Below are 2,818 nucleotides of genomic sequence, written 5' to 3'. Positions count from 1 at the left end.
CAAATCGAAGAAACAAGAAAAAAATTTGGCATCAAACAAGTTTATAAGCGTGTAGACACCTGTGCAGCTGAATTTGAATCGAGCACTGCTTATATGTATGGCTGTTATGAGGGAAACATTACAAATAGGACAGAATGCGAAGCGGACATTTCTGACCGAAAAAAGGTTGTCATTTTAGGAAGTGGTCCAAACCGCATTGGTCAAGGTATTGAATTTGATTATGCATGCGTACATGCAGCTTCTGCCGCCAAAGAAATGGGGTATGAAACAATAATGATCAACTGTAATCCAGAAACTGTTTCAACTGACTACGATACCGCTGATCGTTTATATTTTGCCCCACTGATTGCAGAGGATGTGCTTGAAATACTAAGCAAAGAGCAAGAAAATGGCACACTGGTTGGTGTAATAGTTCAAATAGGTGGTCAAACACCTTTAAAGTTAGCCAAAGTGCTTAACGAGAGAGGTTTCAAAATTTTGGGAACTTCGTTTGATTCTATTGACCTTGCAGAAGATCGCATGAGGTTTAAAAATCTTGCTTTGCAACTTAATTTAAAACAACCTGAAAATTCTATCTGCCATTCAGTAGAAGAAGCGTTAACCAACGCAGAAAAGGTGGGGTTTCCACTAGTAGTCAGGCCATCATATGTCCTTGGCGGTCAGTCTATGTCGATTAGACACGATACTCAGAGCTTCAAAGAGTATGTCTTGAATCAAACCAAAATTTTTGGACACGGATCGCTGCTTCTTGATAAATTTTTAGTCAATGCAGTTGAGGTTGACGTTGATGCTGTATGTGATGGGGAAAAAGTTTTCATTGCAGCGGTCATGGAGCATATTGAAGAAGCTGGTATCCACTCTGGTGATTCAACATGCTCAATACCGACAAATACATTGAGTGACGAAGTAATAAAAGAGATTAAGCTACAAACTGAAAGAATAGCTCTTGCACTAGAAGTGAAAGGTCTGATAAACATTCAGTTTGCTGTTCAAGAGAATAGACCTCTTGCAGAACCTGTTTGTGATGAGAAATTTTTAGAAAAAATGCAGATGAGCACCACAGAATACTCGAATGTATTTGAGGAGCGCAGACAAGCTTTGACGACAAAATTGCCTTCAGAAATCGAGTTATGCAAGAGGTCTAGTGATGTATACATACTTGAAGTGAATCTAAGGGCTAGTCGCACAGTTCCTTTTATTTCCAAGGTAATCAATATTCCTATTGCAAAGCTTGCCACTCAGGTTGTTTTGGGTAAAAAATTGAATCAGGAAAACAAGCCTTTCAATCATTTTGCAGTTAAAGCTGCTGTTTTTCCATTTACCCGCTTTGCAGGAGTTGATACTTTACTTGGTCCTGAAATGAAATCAACAGGAGAAGTGATGGGAATTGACTCATCATTTGAAGCTGCACTTGCAAAAACGCACATGGCTGCAGGATACAAGTTACCAACAGAAGGAACAGCTCTGGTTTCAGTAAAAGATGATGATAAAAAGTATATATTGCCAGTTGCACGAATGTTGAAAGAACTGAGTTTTGAAATATATGCCACCAAAGGCACAGCTTCGTATCTGAACAATAACGGCATTGCTGCACAAGCTGTAAATAAAGTAAGAGAAGGCAGACCCCACATAGTTGATATGCTCAAAGATGGAAAAATAAATCTAGTGATTAATACTTCAAAAGGTGTAAAGTCAGTCTCAGACAGCAAAGATATCAGGAGAACTGCTATTTTGCAAAATATAGCTTACAGCACCACAGCTTCCGGAAGTAAAGCGTTAGTGCTTGCAATTCAATATGTAAAGAATAGCAAACTGGAAGTGAAATCATTACAGCAGATACAAAACGTTTAAATATCAAAACTAAAATAATTCACTCTCAAAATGCTAAAGAGAACATAATAAAAAGATGAAAATTTTGAAGGAAATAGTATACCTAAAGAATCAACTAGCGTAATTGAACAGCCAAATGCTGCAACGAATGCTCCACAATCTCACCTAGAGGACACTTCCCTTATATGTTAAGAACAAGTCTTTATAAATATCAAAGTAGTGAGATTAAAGACACACAGAGAAGAGAAATCGTCACGCCCCTTGATTATAAGAATCGTTGTTCAGCAAGGTTCTCTTCTCTGGTTTATTATACTGAAAGTTCCGAACGACTGATTGAGCTTTTAGGCTCGTATATAAGGCTGGAAAATGCAGTATATGTTATTATTACGGAGGAATTATGAATTCATCAAACATTATTGCTGGCATTGATGTCAGCAAAAGTAAATTAGATCTCCACATTCACCCACTTGAGCATTATAAAATATTTGAAAACAATTGTACAATCCATTGGTGAAATGCTGGACTTTTTACGTTTGCATAATGTAACCAAAATTGCTCTTGAGGCAACTGGTGGATACGAAAAATTATGTGCCTATACTTTACTAAGCAATGGTTTTGAGGTGTACGTCATTCAACCAAGGTGGAAAAGACTATGCTAAAAGCCTTGGTATTACTACAAAAACTGATAAAATAGACTGCAGTATCATCTCACGTTATGTTAATAATACAGATATGCGTGTTACTCCTTTAACAGTTAGTAATGGTAATATTGATTGCTTGAAACAAAAATTATCTCGTAGAAACCAACTTGTAGAAATAGCAAAAATACAAAAAAACCAAATCCAACAGGTAACTGATACATCTATAATCAAACAAATAGAGGAACTTCTTGCAATTTTACGTAATCAAATTAAAACTTTTAGAAGATGAAATGATTACATTTATCGATCAAAACCAAGAGCTTAAAAGAAAATATATATCAATAACT

3 protein-coding genes are annotated in these 2,818 nt (G+C 36.4%); all 3 read left to right on the top strand.

Translation table 11 applies throughout. The features are described 5' to 3' along the window. Nucleotides 1–1,851 (top strand): carbamoyl-phosphate synthase large subunit (gene carB / locus WGMM_RS00675; RefSeq protein WP_038248468.1); only part of this gene is annotated, 1,851 nt, incomplete at its 5' end. A gap of 164 nt (nucleotides 1,852–2,015) precedes the next feature. After that, nucleotides 2,016–2,231, top strand: a complete 216-nt coding sequence (locus WGMM_RS05450; RefSeq protein WP_081818047.1) for a hypothetical protein — start codon at nucleotides 2,016–2,018, stop codon at nucleotides 2,229–2,231. A gap of 214 nt (nucleotides 2,232–2,445) precedes the next feature. Further along, nucleotides 2,446–2,760, top strand: coding sequence for a hypothetical protein (locus WGMM_RS06345; RefSeq protein WP_240991803.1), 315 nt, complete (start codon nucleotides 2,446–2,448; stop codon nucleotides 2,758–2,760). Nucleotides 2,761–2,818: the final 58 nt, after the last annotated feature.

Source organism: Wolbachia endosymbiont of Glossina morsitans morsitans (assembly GCF_000689175.1).
Lineage (GTDB): Bacteria > Pseudomonadota > Alphaproteobacteria > Rickettsiales > Anaplasmataceae > Wolbachia > Wolbachia pipientis.
Note: the sequence above shows the minus strand (reverse complement) of the source record. Positions and strands in the feature narration are given on the sequence as shown.